This window comes from Bacillus silvicola, assembly GCF_050524305.1.
GTDB classification, from domain to species: Bacteria; Bacillota; Bacilli; order Bacillales; family Bacillaceae_G; genus Bacillus_A; species Bacillus_A cereus_AT.
This window is the reverse complement of the sequence record NZ_JBNGVC010000012.1, coordinates 588,100-614,045: the sequence shown is the minus strand read 5'-3', so window position 1 is coordinate 614,045 and position 25,946 is coordinate 588,100. Positions and strand designations below refer to the sequence as shown.

Genomic DNA, 25,946 nt, shown 5'->3' with positions numbered 1-25,946 from the left:
TTTATTAGGAGGTAAAAATGAATAGCATAATTCTCGATGAAATTATAATAAAAAATAACAGGGTGGATTACTTTTTTAGTATCGAGGGGGATTTACAAAAGTATTTTAAAACAAGTAATCATATGTTTCTTGAATACAACTATAATGTATCGGATATTCCAAATAGCATTTTAGCTATTCCATTTGTTGCGAATGTAGTCCCTCTTATATGGATTACTGATTCAACAATAGTGATAAAAGAATTAGATAAATCCTTTTATGTCTGTCTAAATAATATAAAAAGTGCATATCAAAATATGTTTCCTAATGTCAAATTTATGGGTTCTATTGTAGTAGATAAAATTGTTGACAATTCTTACATTCCTAAACTTGAAGCAGCATCTCTATTTAGTGGGGGGCTTGATGCACTTACTACTTTTATAAGAATAAAGGATAAAAAGCCATTATTGATTACGGAATATGGATGGCATGAAGATGATATAGAGAATAGTAATGTTTGGGAAGCAGATAAAGAAAATGTTATAAGTTTTGCAAAAGAGAATGGATTAGAAAATATTCTTATTCAATCTAATTATGGAACTTTTATAATTGCGGGGAATGTTGACCATGACTTTAGAGATAAATTAGACGATACATGGTGGCATGGATTGCATCATGGACTAGCAATAATATCCGCAGCTATTCCTATAGCTTTCAAACTTAAGATAAAATGCATATATATTGCAAGCTCTAATTCACCTTTATATCAAGTTACTTGTGCATCGGATCCAACAGTCGACAATGAAATAAAATATGCATCAGGTGAAGTTTTTCACGATGGATACGAACTTACTAGGCAGGATAAAGTTAAAGTGGTTGTTGACCATTATTCAATTAATAAGGAATCGGTTAATATCAGGGTATGTTTTAAAAATGAAGAAAATTGTTGTAAATGTGAAAAATGTTTAAGGACTATTATGGGAATTATTGCTGAAGGAAAAGATCCTCGGGAGTATGGGTTCAATATCCCGAATAATCTTTTTCAGTACGTCAAAAAATCTTTAAATAATGAGGTGAAGTTTTTTACAAATACGTTCATTGTTATGTATTGGAATCTAATTCAAATTCGGATGAAGCAAAATTATACGTATATATTAGATAAAGACTTACTAGACTGGTTTTTAAATTATGATTTTAAAGCACAGAGAAGAAAAGCATTACTAAAATACAGAATAACGAAATTTTTTCCAATTTTAAAAAGAAAAATTAGTATTAAAGTAAATGCAATACTTAAACAAAACAATTAAAAATAGAGGGTATTATTATGAGAATACAAAATTCCCTGAAAAATATATTATTTGGTTTGTCTGGACAATTACTCAGTATTGGTATGGGGTTTGTCGTTAGAACGGTTTTTATTTATACACTCGGCGTAGAATATTTAGGTGTGGATGGACTTTTTACAAGTATATTAATTATGTTTTCACTAGCTAATTTGGGTTTTGATACTGCTATAATTTATAGTTTATACAAGCCTTTAGCTGAAAATGATATTTATAAAATACAGGCATTAATGAACTTATATCAAAAAGCATACAGATTAATAGGATTAATAGTTTTGTTACTAGGGTTATCACTATTACCATTTCTTCCTTATATAACGAATGCCCATACTACAATTGAAAATATTAACATGATCTACCTCTTATTTTTAGTAAGTTCAGTTTCATCATATTATTTTGTGTATAAGCAATCAATTATTATTGCTGATCAACGTAATCATGTTATTTCCAAAATACATAGTATATTTACAATCATATCCCACTCGTTACAAATTTTTTTATTGGTAGCTATAAGTAATTATATTTTGGTACTAATAGTTCAATTAGTATTGAGAATAATTGAAAATATATATATTGCAAATACGGCAAATAAATTATATCCATATCTACAAGGGAAAAATAATGCAAAATTATCCAAAGAAGATAGAAAGCTATTCTTTGAAAATTTGTATGCTTTATTATTATATAAAATTAGTGGTGTAGTAATTAACGGAACTGATAATATTGTTATCTCTAAATTTATTGGAATTATTTGGGTTGGTGTGTATTCGAACTATTTATTGATTTTAAACACATTGAATACCTTGTTGGGGTATTTTTTTTATTCTGTTACTGCCAGTGTCGGGAATTTAAATGCTAAAGAAGATGCGGAAAAAAAGTATTTTATTTTTCGTGTGATGAATTTCGCTAATTTTTGGATATATGGTTTTTGTACTGTTTGTCTTTGGAATTTAATGAATCCATTTATAACTCTATGGTTAGGTAAGGATTATGTGTTTAATAAATACATAATATTTGCCATAATACTAAATTTTTTTACTGCCGGAATGCAAAATGCGGCCACAACTTTTAGAGAAACCACTGGTTTATTTAAAAAAGGAAAATATAGACCTATTATAGCGGCTGTCATAAACATTGTAGTTTCTATAATTCTCGCGAAACACATAGGAATTGCAGGTGTATTTTTGGGGACTATTATCAGTAGATTGTGCACTTACTTCTGGTACGATCCTTATATTATATTTAATTTAGTTTTCAAAAAATCAGTAAAATTATATTTTGCTAGATATGGATTGTTTGTAGTGCTGGTTTTAGTTGCTGTTATAATAACGGATATTCTGGGCAATATCTTTAATAATTCTATAGTTAGTAACATGGTAATACGTAGCATTTTATGTTTAGTTATTCCAAATACAATCTTTTTTATGGTGTTTAGAAAAAGTGAAGAATTTGAGTATTTAATTAATGTGTTCAAAACATTAACTAATAAAATAATATCTAGACGATTAGCACATAAAAATTCGAGTAAGACCTATCTATGAATAAGTTTTTGAATATCACCAAGTCGCATAATATAGTAATTAAAATACTATTTATGTCATTTTTTTGAAAGGGTGTTTTTTGATTGAAAAAGAAACTTTTGCTAGTCACAGATATAATGTCAATAGGTGGAGTTGAAAAAGTTATAGTAAATACTTTGAATGGGTTGGATTATACTAAATTTGAAGTAACTCTGTTTATTATGTATAGAACTGAAGGAGAGAAGGAGAATATTAAAAAAATCCCGGAAAATGTTAGAATACAATATCTTTTTTATAAACCTGTTAAAGGCATTTATAAAAGATTACTGTATTATTCATTTATATGTTTGCCTCATATATTTGTGAATAAGTTCATAGTTAAAGAGAATTATGACATTATTGTAACTACTAAAGACTTTTTTTCATACCCAATTAGTATTAACAAGTGTTATAAAGTTATGTGGATTCATGGAGGGTTGGAACATCTTGAAACTGAGGAATCAACTACATTTGTTAATTATAAAAGATGGATTCAAAAACGAGCTTACAGAAATTTCGATACAATAATTACGTTAACAAATGCTGCACGAAAACGATTTGGTAATAAATATGACTTGAACGAACGATGTCAAGTGTTGTTTAATCCGATTAATAATAATGAAATAACGAAACTATCTCATGAAGCGGTATTGGACTATGAATTCAAGGATGGTATAAACATCGTATGTTCTTGTAGATTAAGTGCTGAAAAGGGTATTGATAGGTTAATCCGTTCATGTAAAAGATTATTAAGTGAAGGTTATGATTTTAATTTAATAATTTTAGGAGATGGTCCCGAAAGAGAGAAGTTAAATGAAATGATTTTTCATACCCCTGTTTTAAGTGGGAAAATAGATATTTTAGGATTTAAGGATAATCCATATAAATATATGAGTAGGTGTAGTATATATGTCTCATCCTCATTAACCGAGGGATTTTCTTTAGCTGTAGCGGAAGCAATTATTTTGGAGTTACCAATTTTAAGCACGTATTGCAATGGACCTGCTGAGATGTTAGATAATGGAAAATATGGATTATTAGTTGAAAACAGTGAAGATGGTATCTACGAAGGGTTAAAAAGGATGCTCTCATCTCCTAAATTAATAGAGAAGTATAAGTTGAAAAGTAAAGAACGAAGGGAATTTTTTTCCTATAAAAAAAACATTAGATTGTTCGAACAAATCATTAGTGGGAGGAATGAATAAAATTCTAAAAATGTTATATGTTATGTGGATTCAATCGAAGGAAGTTATGTTTTGAATAAGAAGATAAAGATCCTAATGTGCATAATAAAATGAAAAGAAGGTGTATTATAAGTAAATATATTAAGAAGGATATTATTCTAGAAGAGAAAGGGCGTTATGTATAAAAGCATAGCGGTTTTTTAATTACATACATCTAGATGTTTAACAGTTAGAGCATTGTGAGTTTAAATGATGTACCATAAAATCTAAAAATAACAATATAATTCAGATTACTATGACTATTTGTATAAAGGGCGGTGAAGTGTATGAGTCGGATAAGTGTAGTAGTACCTATCTATAATGCAGAGAAAAAACTTGATAAATGTATAAAATCTATTCTTAACCAGACATTTGAGGATTTGGAACTGATCTTAGTGAATGATGGATCCTCAGATGGTAGTTTGGATATATGTAGGAAATATGAAAAGCTAGATAGAAGAATCATTGTAATAAATAAGAATAATGAGGGAAGTATTCCAACTCGAAGAAAAGGAATAGAAGTTTCGAGTTCTGATTATGTCATGTTCGTTGATGCAGATGATTGGATTGACAGGAGAATGGTTGAAATACTATATAAACACTCTATTGAAAGTTCTGCGGATATTACAGTTTGTAATGCGTATAAAGTTCTAGGTAATGGTATGTTGATTAAGAAAAAAAATAAAAGTGAATACTTCGATAATAATAGAATTTATAATAAGGAGGAAATAAGACAAGAATTAGTAGTAGCATACTTTTGGGGGCACCCATTCCCAGCTTCGTTATTTGCAAAGTTATATAAAAAGAAGATACTCGAAAGTTGTGGGGGGTATTTAGAAAAAATACATTTTTTGGGAGAAGATCTTTTTTATAATTTGGAAATGTTTATAAAATCAAATAGGGTAACAATTATTGATGAGACTTTATATTATTATAGGATGGGCGGACTAACAAGTAAATATATGCCGTATTTATTTGAGGATATGGTCAATGGTTATCAAATACAAAAAGAAGTTATTAATAAATATTATTTAGATACTAAACAAGAGCAGTACAACGGAATTAGTATAATGTTGCTAAATACATTTAAAACATGTCTATATAATTTGTTTAATAGTAACCTGAGTGAAGCGCACATTAGAGGATTAATAGAAGAGTATGTTTCGAATGAAAAGGTAATAGAGTGTTTGCATAACGAAGGTTCTAGGGACTATTTTTCAAAGGAATATTTAGAGGCTATCAAATATAAAAATATAGAATATTTGTACGTGCTAGGTGAAAGAGTGTATAGAAAGGGGAAAATTAAAAGAGGTATTAAAAATGTTATTGCTAAGTTTCCTGTAATCTAACTTATTGTGATTAGTTATGAAAATACAAAAGGGCCTTCAATAAAAATTTCCTTTGGACCAAACTACTTTTCAAAATTATATCGTCTACTCCAATTATTTGGTAAGTGGACCAAAAATAATGAGTAGGAGAAAATCTTTCAGGAAAGAAGAAAGGGATTGTAAAAGGTCTTTCTAAATAGTGAATTCCTGTATTGATATTTAGAAAGTACAAGTAATTCTACTATATCCAATCAATTTACCGTATTGAACATAATATATAGAAACATGAAAAAGAGGTGTAAATTGATGTGGATTAGAAAGGTTAATCTTGGAAGTTTGAGTGATTTGAATTTTGTAACCAAGCCTCCTTCTAATGACGATATTTTGACTTATGATAGTAATCAATCAAAATGGATTCCAAAATCTTTAGGGATTACAAATTCTTTAAGTGTATATACATTAGAATTAGATAGGTGGAATGTTAAGAATGATGGAACTGACGCCGTTAATACTTCTCAAGGGATTAATAATGCTTTAGTTTGGGCGTCGCAGCAACAAGGGTATACAGAAGTTGTATTACCAAAAGGTATATATTTAATTGATAAACAAAATCCTATTGAACCTCAAAGCTATCTTACACTGAATTTAAATGGTTCAATCTTAAAAATGGAAACGAATAAATTGACAGGGTATGCAATTGTAAGTTTTCGCAAAAATCAGATTTATTCCAGGGTTACAAATGGTGTTATCCAAGGGGATAGAGATACGCATGATTATTCAAGTGGAGGAACACATGAGGGAGGGTACGGAATTGAAGTGGGGAGTTTTATTCCACCTGCTGATGGGGGGAACAATACAAGGTTTGTATCTTTAGATAATCTAGATATTTTAGATTGTACAGGAGATGCCATTACACTGAACAGTACTTTTGGTCAGATTTCACCTTTTCCTACATCATTAGCAAGTTCATTTGAACAGGGAGCAATTAATACAACAGATGGTTCATTAGTAAGTAGTACAACAAAGATACGTTCCACTTTGCGAATTGATATGACTCAAGTGGCTATTGTAAAGTATGGTTACTTCGGTTTGTATGGAAATGGATACGGAGCATTGGGTTCTGATATAAAATGCGATTATTATGATGTGATTTTTTATACTTTAAGTGATGTATTTATATCATCAAAAAATAATGTGCAATTTTTTGATGAAGTAGAGGTTCCTAAAGGAGCAAGTTACGCTAAAATCGTTCTGCATCAAGGTAATGTTCCTGCTTCTACAAATTGCTTAATAAATGTTCGAGTGCCTTCGTTCCCTCAATATACGTATATTGAGAAATGTAATTTACATGACTGCCGTAGACAAGGAATTAGTGTATGTGGTGCAAAGAATGTATACATTCGAGATAATAATATTCATCATATTGCAGGTACTAATCCACAAAGTGGAATTGATGTTGAAGATGGATATGACTTAAACCAATATATCTATATTGAAAGAAATAATTTTCATGATAATAAAAATTACAATATTATTGTTGTAAATGGGAAATTCATCTATATATTGGACAATTCTATTATGAATACAGTATCAAATGCTTATGTTGGGCTAGCAGTTAATGGTGGCACCGATAGGGTAATGGTGGCAGGGAATAATATTCGATTAACAAAAATCTCTTTGTCAGGCGATGTTATTTTCTCTAATAATTACGTATATGGAACACAAATAAACACGCAGGGTGTATATGCGAACAGGTCTATTAACATAGTAAGTAATGTTTTTTGTAATAGTAAGATGATTATTGATACACCTTTTCCATATGTAGTTAAAGTTGATTCTTGTCGTTTTTTTAATGATGCGGATAAACTAGCTTCCTTATCATCATTGTATCAATGGACTTTAGAGGTTAAAAATGAGCCGCAAATAATTTCGAACTGCGTGTTTGAAGGGCAAGATGTGTTGTATTTAAATTATGTAACAGCAGGAACATTTAAACCAGGATGGATATTTGAAAATACACTATTTAATAATGTTAAAAACCCAACCTTATTTGCAGGAACATATACGAATTGTTTTTTTAAGGAAATTGATTTGTTGGGTGCAACAAGTAAAACAACCTCTTTAGAGTTAAGAGATTGTAAGTTCATTAGTACGGATAGATACAATACGTTACTTACAGTAAATAATCTCAAGTCATTCAAGATGATTAATTGTCATATTGAAAAACCAAATGGAACAGTCTTAAATGTTCAAAATGTATCTGATGATATAGTGTTAAGTGGAAATGTTATAAAAATTACAAATGATACTCTTCAAAGAACGATTGTTATTTTAGATGGAGAATTTGCAGGTAAGCAAGCAGTGATCCAAAATAATACTATAACCGCAGTAAATTTAACGCAAGTTGGAATAGACAATAGGACAGCAAGTAATACACTTCAAGTTGTAATGCAAAATAATATGTTAAATAATGCAACAATGATGATTACAGGAAAAGAATTTTTACAAGGAAATGTTGTTAACGGTGTGTTAGATCCATACTATCGAATACCAACTATCCCGACAACAGGATATTATAGATTAGGACAAGAAATAAGAAATTCAAATCCGATTGCGGGAGGATATATTGGTTGGGTTTGTTCTAAAAGCGGATATGCAAATAATCAAACGTGGATAGCGTCTAAAAGTTATGTGAAAGGAAGTAGAATTAATTTTGGTAACCATGTATATGAAGCTTTAAATAATGGTACGTCACATACAATCTCACCCACTTTTTCTACAATTTCCAGCGATACTATTACTGATAATGATATTGTATGGAAGGAAATCGGTCTATTGGCTACATTTGCAATATTCGGACAAATAAATGCGTAATGTGCTGAATTATTAATATAAAAAGAGAAAGGCCACAATGTTTTCATAAGCATAGTGGCTTTTTATTTATGTTGGGATTTTTAAAACTTTAGGAAGAAGTATCATATAACGACAACTAAATTTAATTATATACGGCTTAAATAAAACAGCTGATATGGAATGTATAATGAGAAACCAGCAGATATGAAAGGAGGAGATTCGATTTTATAGAAATTTCAAAAAGTGATGCGAAAATGTTAAAAGGAGCAGCTATATTACTCATGTTGTTACTTCACCTGTTTGGTAGGAAAGAAGTTAATGGGATGTATGAAAACTTTATAACAATCAATGGAACGCCGCTAGTTTACTACTTGGCATTATTTGGAGATGCATGTGTACCTATATATTGTTTTGTAAGTGGTTATGGTTTATATGTAATTTTTTATAAAGAACAAAGATTAAATGTAAATAGAAACTGTATACGTATCTTAAAACTATTAATGAACTATTGGATAGTGCTTGTTCTATTTGTTGTTGTAGGATTTTTTTCAGGTAAATCAGAGGTTTTCTCAGGTGGTATAATAAAGTTCCTTCTCAATGTCTTTGTACTATCATCTTCATATAATGGTGCATGGTGGTTTTTACAGACATATATTATTCTTGTCTTTTTAGCACCGTTATTGACTAAATTGGTGAGGAAATATAATTCATTAAGTTTGTTACTGGTTTTTGGAACTATATATTTAGTGAGTTATATTCAACGTATAAAAAATGTTTTGGATGTTGGGCATCATACAATTCTAGGTATGTCAGTAAATGCCGTGGTATTGGTTGGTACATCTTTACTTCCATTTATTGTAGGTACTATTTTTGCGAAAGAAAAAATTTATTCGAAACTATATAATAAATTTTATGACATGTCTTATAAGAATATACTTTGTGCTATAGGGATAATCATGTTAATAGTTTTACATGCTTTTTATGAATCTATGATTATCGCCCCTTTTACGGCTATTGCATTTATTAGTTTCTTTATTCTTATGAATAAGAGTAGTGTTATACAACATATATTAGCTTTTTTGGGGGATCATTCGACAAACATATGGTTGACTCATATGTTTTTTTATATGTCAATTTTTCCAGAGCTTATATTTGCACCTAGATATCCAATCATAATTTTTATTTGGTTGATAACGTTATGTATTGCTTCATCGTATGTAATAAATTGTATATATAAACCTGTAGTGCGAATGATTGACAAAAAGAGTTTTATTGTACGTGATAACCAAAGAGCGATTGAATAGTTTTTTTACGAATTTAATTGTAAATAAATGATAGGGATAAAAAGTGATTTTGAAAAGTGAAATCAACAATAAATTTAAGAGGAACTAAATGTATAAATAAAAAAGGAATTAAAAAATACGAGGTTTAAATTTTTTTCTAAGATGTATAGTGAAATGAAGTAAGTTTGTAATGAATGTTTTTTTGTCTATTTATCTTTGAAAAAGGCATTCGTAAAAATTTTAGCAAGGAGTATGATTATTAATGAAGAGACTCTTTGATATACTTATTTCTTTATTATTATTATTGTGCTTTTGTCACGTTATTCTTTTAGTAGGAGTCCTAGTTAAGTTTAGAATAGGCTCACCTATTCTATTTAAACAACAACGTCCAGGACTACATGGACAGCCTTTTTACCTTTACAAGTTTCGTACGATGACTGATGCTAGAGATAGTGATGGCGAGCTGCTATCTGATTACGTTAGATTAACTAAATTTGGGGAATTTCTTAGAAAATATAGTTTAGATGAATTACCACAATTAATAAATGTGCTAAAAGGTCAATTAAGTTTGGTGGGTCCTCGACCATTATTAATGGAATATTTGCCTTTATATTCGAAAGAGCAAGCTAAAAGGCATAATGTAAGACCTGGAATCACTGGGTGGGCTCAAATTAATGGAAGAAATAGTATCTCATGGGATGAAAAATTCAAATTAGATGTATGGTATGTTGAGAATCAAAGTTTTCTTTTAGACTTGAAAATTTTATATCTGACTTTTAGTAAGGTTTTAAAGTCAGAAGGGATAACAAATAATAAGCATGTGACTATGCCAGTTTTTAAGGGGGGAATCGAGCGTGGTGGAGAATGAAATGAATATTTTGTTTACTAGCTCAGGTAGGAGGGTTGCCTTAATTAAAAAATTCAAGGAAGTACTTAAACAAGAAGGAATCGAAGGGAAAATCTTTACTGCAGACTTAAAAGAAACTGCTCCTACCATTTACTTTAGCGATAAGCATTTTGTTGTTCCGCGTGTAAATGAAGAAGGGTATATTAATGAATTATTAAAGATATGTAGATCTGAAATGATAAAACTAATAATTCCGTTAATTGATACGGAATTAATCCTTTTGGCTAATAATGCGAAGGTTTTTGAAAGTATCGGTGTAAAAATACTAGTTTCTAGTTTGGAATTAAATAAAATAGCTAATAACAAAAAATACACATATAACTTCTTTGTTTCTAATAATATTCCAACGCCTAAAGTATATAGTGATGAAGAAATTGAAAGGAAAGAATATCAATTTCCATTATTAATTAAGCCATATAATGGAAGTTCTAGTAAAGGTGTAACAAAAATTATGAATGAAAAGGAATTAGAATTCTTCAAGGAGTATATACCTAACGCTATGATACAAGAATACGTTTCAGGGGAAGAATACACTATAGATGTAATGGTAGATTTCAATGGAAATATAAAAACAATTGTTCCTAGATTGCGTATAGAAACACGAGCGGGTGAGGTAAGCAAAGGAATGACCAAAAAGGATTTTGAAATCATTAAAGCTGCAGAAAATGTAATTCAGGCACTTCCTGATCCTGTTGGCTGTATAACTTTACAATGTTTTAAAAAAGAAGATGGGGAAATTAAGTTTATTGAAATAAATCCTCGTTTTGGTGGAGGGATTCCATTATCCATAGAGGCGGGAGCAAATTTTCCGCTTTGGACAATTAAAATGTGTCAGGGGGAAGTTTTTATAGATAGGGACTTTAATTGGAGAGAAAACTTAACGATGCTTAGATATGATGAAGCGGTTTTTATGGAGAGTATTTAAGATGGTGATTAAAGCAATTGTTTTTGATATGGATGATACTTTATATAAAGAGAAAGATTATGTTGTAAGTGGTTTTAAAGCAGTGGATGATTGGATTAAAGAGAAGTATAAGAAAACTGGATTTTATAATATTGCAATTCAATTATTCGATTCGGGGGAAAGAAGGTTCGTGTTTAATGAAACACTAGAAAAGTTAAACATTCCTTACGATGAAAAATTGATTAGTAATTTGATAGAACAGTATAGGTTTCATAAACCAGATATTCAATTGTTGGATGAAGCGGATTGGGTACTAAATAATTTAGTTAATACCGTTAAAATAGGACTTATTTCAGACGGATATTTAGTTGCCCAAGAAAAGAAAATTAATGCATTAAAGTTAAAAGAGAGATTTCACTCAATAATTCTCACTGATGAGCTGGGAAAAGAATATTGGAAGCCGAGCCAAATTCCTTATGAAAAAATAAGTAAGGAACTACAGGTTCCACATCAGCAGTGTGTTTATATAGGAGATAATTTAAGTAAGGATTTTATAACTGCGAAGAAACTAAATTGGATAACAATTCATATTAATAGAGAAGATGGGATTTACCATAATCTTATAGTTGGGCAAGATTATAAAGCACATTATACAATAAATGATTTAAGAAGACTCCCTGATATACCTGTATTAAAGCATATGTTTTTAGATACATAATTTTAAAAATATGTATAAAGGATGTGTTCATATGCAAACCATTCAGCATAAAAAACGAATCTATCTTTCCTCACCGCACATGAGTGGAAATGAACAAAAATATATTCAAAATGCATTTGATACAAACTGGATTGCCCCTCTTGGTCCAAATGTAGATGAATTTGAAAGAGAACTTGCATCTTTTGTAGGAGTTAAAGGTGGGGCTGCAGTTAGTTCAGGTACGGCTGCTATTCATTTGGCTTTGAGACTATTAGATGTTAAAAAGGGAGATACAGTGTTTTGTTCAAGTTTTACTTTTGTAGCGAGTGCGAATCCGATTGTTTATTTGGGAGCTGAACCGGTGTTTATTGACTCGGAACCGGAAACATGGAATATGTCACCGCAAGCGCTAGCGCTTGCATTATATGATGCTAATAAAGCAGGGGAATTACCGAAGGCGGTTATTCTTGTTCATTTATATGGTCAGAGTGCTAAGTTAGATGAAATCCTTTCGCTTTGTAATCAATATGATGTTCCTATAATCGAGGATGCAGCAGAATCTCTAGGTTCTACATATAAAGGAAAAGCAAGCGGTACATTTGGTAGGTTTGGGGTTTATTCATTTAACGGAAATAAAATCATTACAACTTCGGGTGGTGGAATGCTTGTATCTGATGATGCGGAAGCATTAGTGAAAGCAAAATTTTTAGCGACACAAGCAAAGGATCCAGCACCACATTATGAACATAGTGAGATAGGATATAATTATCGAATGAGTAATATTTTAGCGGGTGTTGGGAGAGGGCAATTAGAAGTGTTAGAAGATAGAGTGAGGGCTAGAAGGCGTATATTTAATCGGTATTATGAAGAATTATCTCACATACCTGGATTTTGTTTTATGCCGGAATTAGAAAATACTCGCTCGAATCGTTGGCTTACAACTATGATGATTGATGAAAAGGAATCTGGTATCTCTATTGAAAAATTATTGACAACCTTAGCAGAAGAGAATATTGAAGCACGTCCTACTTGGAAGCCACTACATATGCAGCCACTTTTTAAAGAAAGTAAGTATTATTCTCATCAGAAAGATAATGATGTATCTAAAAGATTATTTGAACAGGGGGTTTGTCTTCCTTCGGGTTCCAACATGATGGATGAGGATCAACGGAGAGTTATTCAGGCTATTATAAATATTATATAACATGGAATAATTCACAGAGAAACAAGTGGAATAACGTTCAATATAATGAACATTAACGTTATTTTTTGGTGTTTATTTCCATTAATGTATTGACGTGAAAGTAATATAATGATAATTTAAATGTATCTATACCTAGGTTTATAGGTGAATTAGGACGTGTGGTTGATTGGGAGTTGAAATGTATATTTTTGTTCTTTAAAGAGAATTGAATCGAGGGAGGGAAATTGTATTACATAAAAAAGAACCTTTGCGGTAACTTGTTGTATAAGGGGTGGGGAAAATGAGTGCTATAGCTGGCATTATTCACTTTAATAACGAACCTGTATCACTTGAACATGGAAGAGGAGTAATGAGTTGTTTAAGCAAGTACCCTGCTGATGATATTCGAATATGGCATAAAGAAAATATATTCTTTGGTTGCCATGCCCAATGGATCACACCAGAATCAATTGGTGAACAATTACCTTATTATGATGTTAAATCGAAATTAATTATTACTGCTGATGCAATCATTGATAATAGAATTGAGTTGTTTGATAGGTTGCAAGTGGATAATGTTGAAAGAAAAGGGATGGCTGACAGTGAATTGATTTTACGTGCTTACCAAAAATGGGGAGAGGATTCCCCGAAATATTTAGTTGGCGACTTCGCTTTTATGATCTGGGATGAACGTAACCAAAAACTGTTTGGTGCAAGGGATTTTTCAGGAAGCCGAACTCTTTATTATTTTCGTGACCATCAACGAGTCGCTTTTTGTACGATAATAAGTCCGTTATTATCATTACCGTATGTACGTAAGGAATTAAATGAGCAGTGGTTAGCCGAGTATTTGGCGGTATCTGGCATGATAGATGCGGTAGATACTTCAATCACACCGTATAACCACATAGAACAAGTCCCCCCAGCACATAGTATTTTGATAGACAAAAATAAAATAAAGCTTATGAGATATTGTACTCTAACTGTAAACGAGAGGTTGAAATTAAAGTCAAACGAAGAGTACATAGAAGCATTTCAAGAGGTCTTTCAAAAAGCGGTAGATGATAGATTACGTACACACCTTAATGTAGGTGCTCAGTTAAGTGGTGGATTAGATTCAGGAGCTGTTGTCAGCTTTGCAGTAAATACAATGCGGAAAGAAAATAAACGGTTACATACTTTCAGTTATATTCCGCCACATGATTTCGTAGATTTTACACCTAAACGGCTAGTGCCTAATGAGAGTGTGTATATCAAATCAACTATAGAACATGTAGGAGGAATTAGGGGGCATTACTTAGATTTTAAGGGGAAAGATTCCTATTCAGAGATAGATAGCTTTTTAGAAATATTAGAGACGCCATATAAGTTCTTTGAAAACTCATTTTGGTTAAAAGGGATGTTTGAAAAAGCTCATGAGGAAGGTATTGGAGTATTATTAAATGGTGATAGAGGGAATTTTACCATTTCGTGGGGATATGCCTTAGAGTACTACGCTATTCTGCTAAAAAAACTAAAATGGATTCGTCTTTATAAAGAATTAAATCAATATAGTAAAAATACAGGTGGAAATAGATTACGCAGAATACCAGATATATTTAGGGTTGGATTTCCAGTTGTGGATCGGATTTTTTCACAAAATAAAGTAAATAAAAGGCCAATGTTAATCAATCCGGAATTTGCAAAAAATACAGGGGTTTTTGAGAGATTTAAAGCATATGGGTTAGAACAAACAGGATGGTATTCTGAGTCAAATATATATGAGGAACGTCGAAAACATTTTGAAGATGTTTTTCAGTGGAATGCAGGTAGTACACTTGCAGCAAAGCTATCTTTGCGCTACGGATTATGGAAGCGTGATCCAACTAATGATATACGTGTAATTCGTTTTTGTTTATCTGTACCAGAAGAACAATATGTACAAAATGGATTGGATCGAGCTTTAATCCGAAGATCTACAGAAAAAATGCTGCCAGATAAGATTAGATTGAATCAAAACACTAGAGGTGTCCAAGGTGTTGATTGGGTCCATCGAATGATTCCTTATTGGGATATATTTATAGATGAAATAGAGAAACTGAGCGTAGATAAAAGAGCTTTAGAATATTTAGATGGTCGGGTCATAAAAGAAGCTTTATCCAAAGTTAAGGAAGATGTGCGACCTGAAAATGCTACTAATTTTAATTACAAAATTTTAATGCGTAGTTTAATTGTATATCGATACATTAAAACATTTGTTTGAAGGGAGGTGAAAATATGAAAAAAGAATGGGAGAAACCTACTTTAGAAGTGCTAGACGTGAAGATGACAATGTTGGGGAAAGAAGGAGAGTATACTGATGCCGCTTTTCCTGACCATACTCCAAAGGGTGATCTAACTTTTAGTTAGATGATAAGAATAAAAGTATTTAATTTATATTATTCAAATGTTTAAAGTTAAATGGATTTTGTATATTTGATATGAATTGTTTTACATGCTAAATCTCCTTGTACGTGAAAGTGTATAAGGAGATTTAATATTACTATCGTAATATTGGGGTGAAAATAATGTTAATAACTAACACCGATATAGTATATAAAGCATTTGGGCTATTTATTATCAGTGATATCTCTCTACCAGAACTACCTTATGTCAACAATAAAATTGATTCAATAGATATTGAGGTAAGAATTAAAGATTTGTCGGAATTATGGTTGGATTTATCAGATAAACAAGATGAATTTGTAATTAATAAAGATTTAGTTATGTTTCAGGTTCCTGATATTGCAATATTTGCTATTCAAGACGGAAATAAAATATTTGTTTCACCCATGAAAGAGTATGAAGAGGATATGATTCGGCTTTGGATTCTAGGAACTTGTATGGGCGCCATATTGATGCAAAGAAAAGTATATCCATTGCATGGAAGTGCGGTAATTATTAATGGAAAAGCATATGCATTTGTAGGAGATTCAGGTGCTGGAAAGTCTACGCTTGCGTCAGCTTTTATACAACAAGGCTATCAATTTTTAAGTGATGATGTAATAGCGATATCATTTTCAAGTGATACAAATTCCCCAGTAGTCATCCCAGCTTATCCGCAACAAAAATTGTGGCAAGATAGTTTGGATAATTTAGGAATGGGTACAAACAACTATCGATCGATATATGGTAGGGAAACCAAATACAATGTTCCGGTTCTTTCTAAATATATTGCTGAATCAATCCCACTAGAAGGGGTAGTAGAATTAGTGAAAACAGAGGATGGCAAGGTGGGAATTCGTCATATAGAAAAACTTGAGCGATTTTACACCCTATATCGTCATACATTTCGCAATTTTCTTATCCAGGGTTTAGGATTAATGGAATGGCATTTTACGACCTCTGCTGCTATTTTAACTAAGGTTGATTTGTATGAATTATGTAGACCAGAGAGAGGATATAGTGCTCCACAATTAGTTTCTCTTATATTAACAACTATAAATAAAGGAGAATAATTCATGATTAAAAAACAAGCAATATTATTAAATCAATGTGTTGCACAAGTTAAAGGGAATGTAGTAAGTGATATGGATGGAGAAAAAGTCATGTTAAGTATAAAAAATGGGAAATATTATAATTTAGGGAGAATGGGAGGAGTTATATGGGAACTTATTGAAAAACCAATATCGGTTACTCAGTTGGTCACTACTTTAATATCGGAGTATAAAGTAGAACAATCACAATGTGAGGGACAAGTTGTTTCCTTTTTGGAAATGTTGTTAGAAGAGGGACTGGTTGTAATTGAGTAAGTAGCTTAGTCTAGTTTTCTATTTTGAAAAAGAAGTAGGGAGATAAATGAATATAGTAAAAAAGATAACTGTTTTTTTATCGTTAGATATGAAAACTAGATTTTTATTCATAGAGGCATATATATATTTAGGATGGGCTCGTATCCTAAAATTTATGTCATTCTCTAAGTCTGCCACTACATTAGGTGTTTATATGGATGAAACATCTTTAAATTATGTTGAAACTAATATTAGGATGCTTAAAAGTATAGCTGAAGTTATTCGAATTACGAGTCGACATACTCTTTGGGACAGTCAATGTCTTGTGAAAGCGATAGCTGGGATGAAAATGCTAGAGAGACGACAAATTGAGAGTACGCTGTATTTAGGAACTGCAAAGGATGAAGATGGGGAAATGGTTGCTCATGCATGGCTAAGAAGTGGCCCTTTTTATATCACTGGGGCAGAAGGGATGGAGAAATTCACTGTAGTTGGAACGTTTGCAAAGAAGTTAGATTGAAAAACAACTAAAGGAGAATAACATGAGTAATGATTTTCATCTTAATGTAGAATGCCTGTCTAAAGAGTTGAAATTAATATTGGAAATTTTGAAGTTGCAAAATGATGATATAGTACTTAGGAATCGAAGTGAATGGTGTGTAGATATTGATTGGAATAAGTTTCTCGACTTGGCGATGCATCATCGGGTGCATCCATATATTTATCCGAAGTTGAACGGAGTAAATAAAGGATTAATTCCAGCTCATGTTATGAGAATATTGCGTCAAGAGTTTAAAGAGAATATGTTTCGAATGCTTTTTTTAAGTGCTGAAATGGAGCAAGTAAGTAAATGGTTTATTGAAAATGATATTAGTACTCTTTTTTTAAAAGGGCCAGCACTTGCGCACGATCTTTATGGTGATGTCTCTTTACGAACATCTTGTGATTTAGATGTCCTTATCCCGATTCATCAGTTGGAGAATGCGGAAAAAATTCTTTTAGAGCAAGGGTATGTGAAGGATGAATATATTCAAACGGTATTAAATGATTGGAAATGGAGGCATCATCATATAACATTTTTTCATCCTGAAAAGAAAATTAAACTGGAGATTCATTGGAGGCTAAATCCAGGTCCTGGGAAGGAAATGAAATTTGTGGAATTATGGGGGAGGAAAAGAAAAAGTACATTAGTCAGTAATCCTGTATATGTATTAGGTAAAGAGGACTTGTTTGTATTTCTTTGTTCTCATGGAGCACGTCATGGATGGTCGAGATTACGCTGGTTAGTAGATGTAAATAAAATGATAGAGCAAGAGCTGAATTGGTTAGAAATTAATAAGCTATTAAATAAATATCAATCTGGACATATAGTAGGGCAGACGTTGATTCTATCAAATGAATTGTTAAATTCAACAATTATTGAAGAAATGAAAATATGGACAAACAAAAAGTCTACTAGGAGATTAGCGCACGATGCACTGTTTTATTTAAAACAAATGATAAACCTACACACACCACCAATCCCGGAAGAAATAGCAAAGTATCACAGCCGTCATTTATATTCATTAATGTCAAAACGTCAAAAGTTTTTATTTATATTAAGTTATTTGTACCCTTATCCGATAGATGCAAAGACTTTACCGTTACCTAAATATCTTCATTTCCTGTATTTTCCTTTACGACCTCTTCTGTGCACTTGGAGAAGAGTAAGAAAGCATGAGTTATCATAGGAGGAAATAAAAGTGGAATATCTCTTATATTTTGTGAAAAAATTATATGCTTTTTCTGGGAAAATACTATATATAAATTTATTCGGGATGGCGCTAGTTAGTTTGCTGGAAGGGATAGGGCTTCTTTTATTACTCCCTATGATTAATATCAGTGGCGTTATCCAAATAAACATGGGGTCAATTCCAGATATAATGATATTTAAAATATTATATGATATCCCTGAAACGATGAGATTGTTACTTATTTTAAGTATTTATATTATATTAGTGGTGGTCCAATCGCTTTTACAACAAAATCTTGCTCTTCGAAATATGAAAATTATAATGCGATTTACAAACTATATAAGGCTGGAAATCTATCATGCTCTATTACGAGTTAATTGGAGTTTCTTTGTGAAAAAGAGAAAGTCCGATTTGATTAATTCACTGACTGAGGAACTAGGACGAGTTATGATTGGAACTAATTTATTCCTTCAACTTCTAACATCGTTTATTTTTACTATAATACAAATTGGAATTGCTTTATGGTTTTCTGTAAAGATAACAATTTTTGTACTATTTACGGGTTTAATACTTGCGTACTTTTCTAGACGTTTTATAAAAAAATCAAGGATGCTAGGAAATCAAACGTCTGAAATAGCCAGAGGCTATCTTAGCGGTATAACAGATCATTTTAATGGTATTAAAGATATAAAGAGTAACATGTTGGAAGAGTCTAGATATACATGGTTAAGTAATTGGTGTAAAAAAATAGAAATAGAACAACTAGCATATATTAAGTTGAAAAATCAATCGCAATTTTTTTATAAATTTGCATCGTCTATTCTAATTGCATTACTTATTTTTACATCTGTTAAATTATTTCAAGCGCAGCCAGGACAATTAATAGTAATCGTTCTTATTTTCTCTAGACTATGGCCCAGGTTTACAGGGATTCAATCAAACTTGGAGCAATTAGCTGCAAATATTCCTGCTTTTAAGTCTTTATTAGAATTGCAGCGAGAATGTAACGAAGCAATTGAATTGGAAGATGTAAGTCAACCATCTAAATGTATAACACCGCTAACTATAAAAGAAGGAATTAAATGTCATAATGTTTGTTTTCGTTATAATGAAAAAGAACCTGTATACGCTCTTCGAAATATTAATTTGCAAATCCCAACCAATTGTATGACAGCTATTGTTGGACGATCAGGTGCTGGAAAAAGTACATTAATTGATATTTTGATGGGACTTGTTCATCCGGAAAAAGGAAAGGTATTACTAGATGACTCGACTATTACAAGTGATAATTTATTGGCTTTAAGGAAATCTATTAGCTATGTTCAGCAGGATCCATTCTTATTTAATGCAAGCATAAGAGAAAATTTATTGATGATTGAGCCGAATGCAAGTGAAGAACAGATTTGGTCTGCATTAGATTTTGCTGCTGCTGCTGAATTTGTACGAACGCTTCCAAACGGGCTTGATACTTTTATTGGGGACAGAGGAGTTAGGCTTTCGGGTGGGGAAAGGCAACGGTTAGTTTTGGCACGAGCAATTTTAAGAAAACCCTCTATTTTAGTTTTAGATGAGGCAACAAGTTCGTTAGATACAGAAAACGAAGCGTTAATTCAAAGTGCATTAGAAAAGTTAAAGGGTCAAATGACTATTATTGTAATTGCCCATCGCTTATCAACGATACGTAACGCTGATCAGGTTATCGTATTAGATAAAGGGGAGGTCGTTCAACAAGGAGCGTTTAACCAACTAGCTCGAGAGAGGAAAGGGGTATTTCGTAATTTATTAGGTAAACAAGTAGAAGTTAGTTCTTAGAGGAGAAAGCTGAATGAAGTTCTGTGTTAATATAGTTCAAATCGAATAGAAGCACGAATAATGATCACCTACAACAGGATCTTATTCGTGCTTTTATTTGTGCGTTTTCTAAATTTAGGAAATAAATATAATTTGGTACCTTGCAATAAATAGTACTGAGCGGTATATTATGGATAAATCAGGTACTGTGTACTGAACAGTACTAAAATAAGAAAGGGGGATTGTCCTTGAGCGCTCAATTTAAAAAAGGTGTGTTAGAACTATGTGTTTTGGCACTTGTGAAACGTAAAGATAGTTATGGTTATGAACTTGTTCAGCAAATTTCAAATAAATTTTTAATATCGGAAGGTTCTGTATATCCGCTATTACGTCGTTTAACGAAAGAGGAATATTTTCAAACATATTTAAAAGAATCCACGGAAGGACCGCCCCGTAAATATTATCAACTAACAGAGCAAGGAGAGAGGCAACTTACTTTATTAGTAACAGAGTGGCGCGATTTTGCTAAAGGTGTTCAAGAAATTATTGAAGGGGTGGAATGGGATGAGTAAAGAACGGTTTCTTAAAGAATTATCAAGTTATCTTAGGAAGTTACCAGAAGAAGAGAGACAAGATATTTTATTCGATTATGAAGAGCACTTTCAGTTTGGGATAGAAGAGGGGAAAACTGAATCAGAAATAATAAAGGGTCTTGGCTCTCCGAAAGTAATTGCGAAAGACTTACTTGCGATGTATCGATTTGATGAAATGAAAAAAGATCCGTCGACTTCAAATGTAACAAGAGCTGTCATGGCAGTGGTTGGACTTAGTTTGTTTAATTTTATTATTGTGTTAGGCCCGTTAGTTGCAATTATAGCTTTTATATTTTCCTTTTGGGTCGGTGGAATTGCTAGTGTAGTGACACCATTTTTCGTTATTATAAAAATATTCATGGGTACGTTTATATGGTTGGATCTTTTCGTTAGTATAACGTTTGTTGGAGTAGGTTTGTTGTTATGTATTGCAGCTTATTATAGTACGAAGTGGTTTAAAAGATTGTGTGTACGATATGTAATATGGAACTTCAAAATGATAAAAGGGGAGTAGATGATGAAAAAAGTATTATTAGTAGCTATCGCTTGTATCATTATTGGGGTAATAGGAATTTCACAAACATATGAAAAGGCAGTAAAAACTGCAGAAAAAGGCGATAAAGAAGAAGTAATTAAAAACGAAACACTAAAAAATATAGAAGTTAAGTTAGATGCTGGGGATATCATTGTCCAAAAATCACCTGATTCCACTTTTTATGTAAAGCAATCAGGTGATTTACGTAAGCAAGAGATTCGTATTGTGGAGGATGGTGACACATTAAAAATTAAAGGAGAAATAGAGAAAGGTGTCTCATTTGATTTTTCATTTTTCACTTTCAATTTTCAAACGCCTACAGTGACTATACTTGTGCCTGAACGTTCTTACCAAGGGATAAAAGTGAATTCATCCGCTGGACAAGTAGAAATAAGTGATGTGAAAAGTGATCGCGTAAGTGTTGGAACACTCGCTGGAGAAGTAGATTTGAAACATGTAACAGCTAAGAGTGTGGAGGGATCTACAAAAGCTGGTGAGGTGAGCTTTAAAAAAGTAATAGGGAAAGTAACAGCAAAAACGGCTAGCGGGGATGTAAATATTATGGATCATGATCCTAAATATGATGCAGAGGCAAGTTCAACTGCTGGCGATGTAGATATTACTTTGTTGGAAAAACCACAAGATGCAGTTATAACGGGGCAAAGTGCTGCTGGAGACGTGACAATTTTTAATGAAGAAAATCAAAATATAACAATTGGTAATGGGAGTAAAAAAATTAGCGGTAAAACAGCTGCTGGAGATGTTACTATTGAAACGCGTTGATAATTAAGGTAATGCATTCTTTTGAGTGAACGGAAATCTATCAAAATATAAAAAGAAGATAATGCCCTATATAAATAAGGGGATTATCTTCTTTTTATTATTTTTAATGTAAATCACGATATACGCCAATTACTTTTCCGATAACTGACACTTGTTTTAAAATGATAGGTTCTAGAGAAGAGTTTTCCGGTTGTAGACGGAAGTGGTCTTTTTCTTTGTAGAAACGTTTAACAGTTGCTTCGTTATCTTCTGTTAAAGCAACTACAATTTCACCGTTGTATGCAGACTGTTGCTGGCGAACAACAACTAAATCACCATCAAAGATACCAGCTTCAATCATGCTATCTCCAGAAATGCGTAACATAAACACTTGATCTGCTCCAGCAACAATACTAGCTGGAAGTGGGAAGTGATCTTCTACACTTTCGACTGCTGTAATCGGTAAACCGGCAGTAACCTTTCCGACGATTGGAACTTGAATAACAGATTGTGTTTCTGTTTCCATTCGGTTGTCACCTAAAATTTCAATTGCGCGTGGTTTTGTTGGATCGCGTCGAATATATCCTTTTTCTTCTAGTCGTGATAAATGTCCGTGCACTGTAGAACTAGAAGCGAGGCCGACTGCTTGACCGATTTCGCGTACGGAAGGTGGATATCCTTTTTCTTGTACTTTTAGCTTAATAAAGTCGAGAATGTCTTGCTGGCGTTTCGTTAACTTTTCCATGTTTTCTAACACCTCGTTTTCTTTCATTTTTCTTATTATTAAGTATAACATGCGAAAAAACATTCTACAAACATAAGTTCGAACGAAATGCGAATTTATGATACACTATAAGGAAAATATAGTGAGAAAGAAGGGTTCAAAATGAATGCAATTATTTATGCACGTGTAAGCACAACAAAAGAAGCGCAGGAAACATCATTATTGCGTCAAAAAGATGAATTATTGCATTTAGCTGAGCGTTATCAAATGAATGTTACAAAGGTGATTGAGGAGCAGGCTAGCGGTTATACAATTGAACGTGATGGCATATTAGAAGTGCTAGATACAATTCGCGATGAACAAGTTGATGTACTTCTAATACAAGATGAAACGCGTCTTGGTAGAGGGAATGCGAAAATTGCATTAATGCACTGTTTACATAAAGAGGGAATAAAAGTATATACGCATACGCATAATGGAGAATTAGAACTCTCTGACTCTGATTCGATGGTGCTAGATATAATTGGGATTGTTGAAGAGTATCAAAGAAAGATTCACAATTTAAAAATTAAACGTGGTATGCAAAGGGCGGTAGAGAAAGGATTTCGTCCAGAGAATAATTTGAAAAATCGTCATTTAAGTATAGGACGTGAGAAAAAAGAAGTACCAATTGAGGAAATTGTACGTTTACGCCGGAATGAATTAACTTTTGAAGAAATTGCAGCAACACTTCGTGGTTTTGGTCATGATGTTTCAAAAGCAACTGTACATCGAAGGTATGTAGAATATACAAAGCAATTGCTTGATAAAGAGGACTAACTATTGTATGATAATAATCAGTTTTGAGTAGAAGGGGGATTCGAGATGCCGAGTCAAGAACTCATTGAACGCATTAACTTCTTAGCGAAAAAAGCAAAAGCTGAAGGCTTAACTGAAGAAGAACAACGTGAGCGCCAATCGCTACGTGAACAATATTTAAAAGGATTTCGTCAAAATATGTTAAACGAATTAAAAGGAATTAAAGTCGTTAACGAAGAAGGAACGGATGTTACACCGACGAAATTAAAAGCTTTAAAAAAGCAAGATAATGCAAAATTAAATTAAAAGATGGGCGCAGCCCATCTTTTTTTATTTGTTAAAATCGTTATTTAATAACTTTCCAGTTGTCATTTTTCGTTGCTTCTATCCTTTTATGCTTCAATATATAGTTAGCGATAAGTTCAGACATATCTGTTGGTATGTCTTTTATTACTGGCTTATTTTGAAACATAAAGAAGTTCCCGCCACCGCTTGCACGATAATTATTCATAACAACGTCATATTCTTCATTCATATTAAGAGAAGCGCCTTTATACTGTAAAGATTCTACTCTCTCGCCAATTGGTTTGGAAATGTTTAATACATACGAAATTCCTTCCCACATATCGTAATTATAGTGTTGCGGCTTTGGTTCTATGTAGGCAGGGTTTACGATGATAGTTCCATCTATATTTAATGTGAAATAAGAAGCAGAGAGTTCAAGGGCATCTTTTATGTCCGCTCCAGTTATTCTAATTACTTTTAATGTATTTGGATAAATATAATTAGAAACGATGTCACGCATTGTTACATATTTCGGGAAACCTGGAGATGTATTATGGAATAAGCTTGTACAAGAAATTGAAACGTTAGCTATATCCATTTGTATTTTATTTATAAATTCAATAAATGGATGGTCTTGCAAACGAGTTTGCATAACATCTGAAATTTGCATGTCCCCATGAATGATTCCGATAGGTTGATCAAGCCATTTTTGTGTATTCTCTTCATAATCAGATACTAATGAGAGAACATCTGGATCTGCCTCAATTCCTTGCACCGTCAACAACTCTGAATAACTTTCTTTTTTTACCCACTTCTGTTCCATTCTTTCGAAGGTTACGGTTATTTTTCCAACTGATTGCCCATTACATCCAGTCTGTAAAATTGTTACACCGTTAGCCGTTGTGTGAGAAATTTCTCGGTGTTGGTGGCCTGTTAATAAAATATCTATACCTTCAATTTCATGACATATTGCATATCCTTGGTTTTCGCCTGTTAACACTTCAGTTGGTACTCCGGTCTGTAAATCACGTTCAAATCCTCCGTGATAGGCTACGACTAGTAAATCTGGTTTTTCATGTTCGCGGATGTAAGAAACCCATTTTCCTGTAGTTTCGAATGCGTCTTCAAATAGTAAATCTTTAATGTGATGGGCTTGTTCCCAATTTGGGATGTAATACGTTGTTACCCCCAAAATAGCAATTTTCATATTTGATTCGATACGTTTTATTATATATGGTTTCCCGAAATAAGGTTCTTTTATGTTTTTATCTAAAATGTTTGCTGATAGGTACGGGAAGTTTGCAGTATCTACAGCATGATTTAATATATCCATTCCATAATTAAATTCATGATTCCCGATAACGGCAGCATCGTAACTTAAGTGGTTTGCTAATAAGGACATTGGGTTTTTCTTATCCTGTTCGTATGTAGCGTAATGATAAGTAAATGGAGTTCCTTGAATAAAGTCCCCGTTATCGATTAAAAGAACGTTTTTATTTTTAGAACGTTCTTTTTTTATAAGAGTAGAAATTTTAGCTAAACCAATTTCTGCTTTGGAATTATCTTGGTAGTGAATTGGATAAACAGTACCATGTATATCACTTGTTAATAAAATATTTAAAGTTACAATTTGATTTTGATTCAACATCATTCACCTTTTCTATTGTTATCTTTCAATTAATCATATCAAATATATGAAAAGAATTTTAATGTGAAT

At 32.2% G+C, this 25,946-nt stretch carries 24 protein-coding genes; 22 read left to right on the top strand and 2 right to left on the bottom strand.

Going from position 1 to position 25,946, the window contains the following annotated elements; genetic code table 11:
- Window positions 1–17: 17 nt before the first annotated feature.
- The 20 genes from ACP6L7_RS14990 (at window position 18) to ACP6L7_RS14895 (ending at window position 22,443) form a co-directional block, all read left to right on the top strand.
- The gene (locus ACP6L7_RS14990) at window positions 18–1,286 is read left to right on the top strand and encodes a peptidase (RefSeq protein WP_430529294.1); all 1,269 of its coding nucleotides are present in this window, start codon (window positions 18–20) and stop codon (window positions 1,284–1,286) included.
- A gap of 17 nt (window positions 1,287–1,303) precedes the next feature.
- Complete coding sequence (locus ACP6L7_RS14985; RefSeq protein ID WP_097829155.1) at window positions 1,304–2,863, top strand: lipopolysaccharide biosynthesis protein; 1,560 nt, start codon at window positions 1,304–1,306, stop codon at window positions 2,861–2,863.
- A gap of 83 nt (window positions 2,864–2,946) precedes the next feature.
- A complete protein-coding gene (locus ACP6L7_RS14980) occupies window positions 2,947–4,086 on the top strand; it encodes a glycosyltransferase (RefSeq protein ID WP_097829154.1) in 1,140 nt (379 codons plus the stop codon).
- Window positions 4,087–4,391: 305 nt separating this feature from the next.
- Entirely contained in the window at window positions 4,392–5,453 is a 1,062-nt protein-coding gene (locus ACP6L7_RS14975) for a glycosyltransferase family 2 protein (protein WP_097829153.1), read from the top strand.
- A gap of 285 nt (window positions 5,454–5,738) precedes the next feature.
- On the top strand, window positions 5,739–8,306 hold the full coding sequence (locus tag ACP6L7_RS14970) for a right-handed parallel beta-helix repeat-containing protein (protein WP_097829152.1): 2,568 nt from the start codon (window positions 5,739–5,741) through the stop codon (window positions 8,304–8,306).
- Between the two features lie 206 nt (window positions 8,307–8,512).
- On the top strand, window positions 8,513–9,589 hold the full coding sequence (locus ACP6L7_RS14965; protein WP_097829151.1) for an acyltransferase family protein: 1,077 nt from the start codon (window positions 8,513–8,515) through the stop codon (window positions 9,587–9,589).
- Window positions 9,590–9,830: 241 nt separating this feature from the next.
- On the top strand, window positions 9,831–10,436 hold the full coding sequence (locus ACP6L7_RS14960) for a sugar transferase (protein ID WP_097829150.1): 606 nt from the start codon (window positions 9,831–9,833) through the stop codon (window positions 10,434–10,436).
- A gap of 1 nt (window position 10,437) precedes the next feature.
- Window positions 10,438–11,400, top strand: a complete 963-nt coding sequence (locus tag ACP6L7_RS14955) for an ATP-grasp domain-containing protein (RefSeq protein ID WP_373605108.1) — start codon at window positions 10,438–10,440, stop codon at window positions 11,398–11,400.
- 1 nt (window position 11,401) lies between these two features.
- Window positions 11,402–12,097 carry an HAD family hydrolase gene (locus ACP6L7_RS14950; protein WP_097829148.1) on the top strand — a complete coding sequence of 232 codons (696 nt, stop codon included), beginning with the start codon at window positions 11,402–11,404 and terminating at the stop codon, window positions 12,095–12,097.
- 31 nt (window positions 12,098–12,128) lie between these two features.
- The gene (locus ACP6L7_RS14945) at window positions 12,129–13,280 is read left to right on the top strand and encodes an aminotransferase class I/II-fold pyridoxal phosphate-dependent enzyme (RefSeq protein ID WP_097829147.1); all 1,152 of its coding nucleotides are present in this window, start codon (window positions 12,129–12,131) and stop codon (window positions 13,278–13,280) included.
- 280 nt (window positions 13,281–13,560) lie between these two features.
- A complete protein-coding gene (locus tag ACP6L7_RS14940) occupies window positions 13,561–15,501 on the top strand; it encodes a lasso peptide isopeptide bond-forming cyclase (protein ID WP_097829146.1) in 1,941 nt (646 codons plus the stop codon).
- 14 nt (window positions 15,502–15,515) lie between these two features.
- Window positions 15,516–15,647: a paeninodin family lasso peptide gene (locus tag ACP6L7_RS14935; protein WP_141533363.1), complete on the top strand. Its 132-nt coding sequence runs from the start codon at window positions 15,516–15,518 to the stop codon at window positions 15,645–15,647.
- Window positions 15,648–15,805: 158 nt separating this feature from the next.
- On the top strand, window positions 15,806–16,735 hold the full coding sequence (locus tag ACP6L7_RS14930) for an aldolase (protein WP_097829145.1): 930 nt from the start codon (window positions 15,806–15,808) through the stop codon (window positions 16,733–16,735).
- A gap of 3 nt (window positions 16,736–16,738) precedes the next feature.
- Window positions 16,739–17,029: a lasso peptide biosynthesis PqqD family chaperone gene (locus ACP6L7_RS14925; protein WP_097829144.1), complete on the top strand. Its 291-nt coding sequence runs from the start codon at window positions 16,739–16,741 to the stop codon at window positions 17,027–17,029.
- Window positions 17,030–17,075: 46 nt separating this feature from the next.
- The gene (locus ACP6L7_RS14920; RefSeq protein WP_097829143.1) at window positions 17,076–17,528 is read left to right on the top strand and encodes a lasso peptide biosynthesis B2 protein; all 453 of its coding nucleotides are present in this window, start codon (window positions 17,076–17,078) and stop codon (window positions 17,526–17,528) included.
- A gap of 22 nt (window positions 17,529–17,550) precedes the next feature.
- The gene (locus ACP6L7_RS14915; RefSeq protein ID WP_097829142.1) at window positions 17,551–18,738 is read left to right on the top strand and encodes a nucleotidyltransferase domain-containing protein; all 1,188 of its coding nucleotides are present in this window, start codon (window positions 17,551–17,553) and stop codon (window positions 18,736–18,738) included.
- A 12-nt stretch (window positions 18,739–18,750) separates the two neighbouring features.
- On the top strand, window positions 18,751–20,553 hold the full coding sequence (locus ACP6L7_RS14910; RefSeq protein ID WP_097829141.1) for an ABC transporter ATP-binding protein: 1,803 nt from the start codon (window positions 18,751–18,753) through the stop codon (window positions 20,551–20,553).
- A gap of 227 nt (window positions 20,554–20,780) precedes the next feature.
- The gene (locus tag ACP6L7_RS14905; RefSeq protein WP_141533362.1) at window positions 20,781–21,104 is read left to right on the top strand and encodes a PadR family transcriptional regulator; all 324 of its coding nucleotides are present in this window, start codon (window positions 20,781–20,783) and stop codon (window positions 21,102–21,104) included.
- Entirely contained in the window at window positions 21,097–21,639 is a 543-nt protein-coding gene (locus tag ACP6L7_RS14900; protein ID WP_097829139.1) for a DUF1700 domain-containing protein, read from the top strand. Before ACP6L7_RS14905 ends, ACP6L7_RS14900 begins: the two co-directional genes overlap by 8 nt.
- Window positions 21,640–22,443, top strand: a complete 804-nt coding sequence (locus ACP6L7_RS14895) for a DUF4097 family beta strand repeat-containing protein (RefSeq protein ID WP_097829138.1) — start codon at window positions 21,640–21,642, stop codon at window positions 22,441–22,443.
- A gap of 103 nt (window positions 22,444–22,546) precedes the next feature.
- Here ACP6L7_RS14895 and lexA read toward each other — a convergent pair whose 3' ends face one another.
- Window positions 22,547–23,167: a transcriptional repressor LexA gene (gene lexA, locus ACP6L7_RS14890; protein ID WP_128853760.1), complete on the bottom strand. Its 621-nt coding sequence runs from the start codon at window positions 23,165–23,167 to the stop codon at window positions 22,547–22,549.
- A 141-nt stretch (window positions 23,168–23,308) separates the two neighbouring features.
- On the opposite strand from lexA, the gene ACP6L7_RS14885 reads away from it, so the two are divergent.
- Window positions 23,309–23,965 carry a YneB family resolvase-like protein gene (locus ACP6L7_RS14885; RefSeq protein WP_097829137.1) on the top strand — a complete coding sequence of 219 codons (657 nt, stop codon included), beginning with the start codon at window positions 23,309–23,311 and terminating at the stop codon, window positions 23,963–23,965.
- A gap of 45 nt (window positions 23,966–24,010) precedes the next feature.
- The gene (locus ACP6L7_RS14880) at window positions 24,011–24,250 is read left to right on the top strand and encodes a DUF896 domain-containing protein (RefSeq protein ID WP_097829136.1); all 240 of its coding nucleotides are present in this window, start codon (window positions 24,011–24,013) and stop codon (window positions 24,248–24,250) included.
- Between the two features lie 40 nt (window positions 24,251–24,290).
- Here the strand turns inward: ACP6L7_RS14880 and ACP6L7_RS14875 are convergent, their stop codons facing one another.
- A complete protein-coding gene (locus ACP6L7_RS14875) occupies window positions 24,291–25,880 on the bottom strand; it encodes a bifunctional metallophosphatase/5'-nucleotidase (protein WP_141533360.1) in 1,590 nt (529 codons plus the stop codon).
- Window positions 25,881–25,946: the final 66 nt, after the last annotated feature.